General features: G+C 37.6%; 3 protein-coding genes. All 3 read right to left on the bottom strand.

What is annotated here, in order from left to right; translation table 11 throughout:
- Positions 1-622: 622 nt before the first annotated feature.
- The 3 genes from ACT3RN_RS15225 to ACT3RN_RS15215 all read right to left on the bottom strand — a co-directional run bounded on the left by ACT3RN_RS15225 (position 623) and on the right by ACT3RN_RS15215 (position 2,162).
- The gene (locus ACT3RN_RS15225; protein WP_192520552.1) at positions 623-1,264 is read right to left on the bottom strand and encodes a glutathione S-transferase family protein; all 642 of its coding nucleotides are present in this window, start codon (positions 1,262-1,264) and stop codon (positions 623-625) included.
- Positions 1,265-1,382: 118 nt separating this feature from the next.
- A complete protein-coding gene (locus ACT3RN_RS15220) occupies positions 1,383-1,736 on the bottom strand; it encodes a hypothetical protein (protein ID WP_192520553.1) in 354 nt (117 codons plus the stop codon).
- Positions 1,737-1,817: 81 nt separating this feature from the next.
- Positions 1,818-2,162 (bottom strand): hypothetical protein, encoded by a 345-nt coding sequence (locus tag ACT3RN_RS15215; protein ID WP_192520554.1) that lies wholly within the window; start codon positions 2,160-2,162, stop codon positions 1,818-1,820.
- Positions 2,163-2,278 lie beyond the last annotated feature (116 nt).

The following is a 2,278-nucleotide window of genomic DNA, read 5'->3' as shown; positions in this document are numbered from 1 at the left end:
CCCTTGACGAATTAACGTTGGGGGCTTTATCTAGAATAGAGAGCTGACGATGACCTACTCTCACATGGGCGCACAACACTACCATTGGCGCTACGATGTTTCACTTCTGAGTTAAAATATAAAATAATAGCTAAAGCCTAAATGTAGTTTTTGCAAACTGACGACTCTATCTATTTGAGGATTAAGCTGTTCAAATAGTAATATCTATGAAAACCTAATAGCCACAAACTCACCTTCCTTAAACAATTTATTAGCTAAATCTCGCTGAAATGTACGTCCAATAACCTAAGAGCAGTATGAACAAGCCCCAAGACAGTAAAAAGCATAAGTAGTACGACTCGCTATCAAGTGCCACATAATAGTAAATGGCCAGTCCAGTACTCACTAACAGAGAGACTGAATATGCGATAAGTAAGGTAAACAGAGCGGTATTTTCAAATTCGGATAAAACGGGGCTATTCTCTGCACAAATATAAAAGAGAAAACCAAGTGAAAAAGCCCCACCAATCGTAATATGCAAAAATGATATTAGAACCAGTGACCAAATTGACATAAGTTTTCCCTTTGCTGCCTCAATTCTTTCTTAAAAATTCTGAGTTATAACGTTGATAACTTAGTCCGGTTATATTTTAAATGGTGTCAGATCTATCTTTTCAAACTCACATACTGCTTTTATACTAGGATTTTCACTTAATCGATTTAGATACATTGCCAAGTTTTTATAGGTCATAGGCGACTTTTCTGATACCAATGACCACTCCGCCAACATAAATAAGAAATAATCACATGCCGATAGTTTTTCACCAAGCAAAAACTCATTAGACTCCAGCTGATCATTAATAATAGACAAAGCCTCTGCAATACGATCATCTTGAGCAGATATAACACTTGGTATATTACGTTCATCATTGGTGTGACGATGTGGATAATAACGAACCATCAGCTCCGCTTGCAATGTGTTGTTTAAAAATGCCAGCCATTGAAAAAACAACGGGCGTTTAGGGTCGCCAAGTGCAGGTATCAACTCATACTCTGAATATGATTCACAAATATGAATGCAAATAGCAGGACTCTCAAAGATTGCCTGCCCATCATCAACCAGCGTTGGAATACGTCCAGCAGGATTCAACCTCAAATAATCAGCTGATTTGTGTCTGTTACTCTCTCTTTCAACCAGTATTAATTCATAATCCGCCTGTACATGATGCAGCAAAAAATGTGGCGCTAAACTCGCATTGTTCGGATAATAGTAAAGTTTAAACAAAACAGACTCCATTCTAAGGCTGAAAGAGAGCGATAGTAATTTACTATCTGGCTGATTAACTGACTGAGACATATTTTAAATCAAAGCTTAATCGCTTAATAGAAGCTCACTAGTGGCTTTAGCTGTTAAATCTGCTTCTAATAGCAGGTTCATCGTTATTGATGCTTTTGATCGTCTCAAACCCTTCTTTCGTACCAAAATATAGAGCATCTGTTTTTTTCTCTCTATAAAAACGCAGTTCATCGCCATTACTATCAGTTAGCGTAAACTCATTAAAGAGTTTTTCCCAGTGCGCTTTCTTTTCAGATTCGTTATGATCCGCTTTAAATGTCGGCTTTAAAATATACGCAAGGTCGTGGTCTTCCTCAGTGGTTAGCAAAGGCAATAACTCTTTATGCGTGGTTAGATATAGACATATTTTTTCGATATCATCTAAAGTTTCTTTGCTATCAGTTAGTTTGATAATTAACATCGGTTTATATCCTCATTTACTTTTTAGCTTGCACTTTATAAAGCATTGTTTAACTTGCTGCCATCTGAGTCAGATCAGATGCTATTCCATCTGCCATCTATTATCTACCCATACCGCATCATTGTCATCTAGATGAACGTGCCATTCTGCATCAGCAACCACGAGACGAATCTCAGTCAGACATTGTAGCCAATGATTGATGCTATACATCAGGACCTCCACATCTACGCTAGCAGGCATTTTAGTAGCACCTGCTAATATCACTTCTGACTCACTATCATCATAAGCATAGAGATCAAAAGATTCCGCGTCTTCTGCATGTTCAAAGCTATCATTATATTTATCAATGATAAGCGTAATGTCTTCTTGCTCCTGCTCAGTCAAAAGCGTCGTACGCTCAGCGGTATAGTAGAGAGAAACGCCCATAACATGCTCCTAAATATAAAAGTAATTATGAATAGTAACACACAGAGCCGTGCCTAAGAATTAAGAAATCTAGCACTTTTTCACAGACAAAGAAAAGCCCCTTGATACAAGGTATC

This window comes from Psychrobacter sp. AOP5-GZ1-6 (assembly GCF_052376345.1).
Classification (GTDB): Bacteria; Pseudomonadota; Gammaproteobacteria; order Pseudomonadales; family Moraxellaceae; genus Psychrobacter.
The sequence above is the reverse complement of the archived record's forward strand: the minus strand, read 5'-3'. Positions and strand labels throughout refer to the sequence as shown.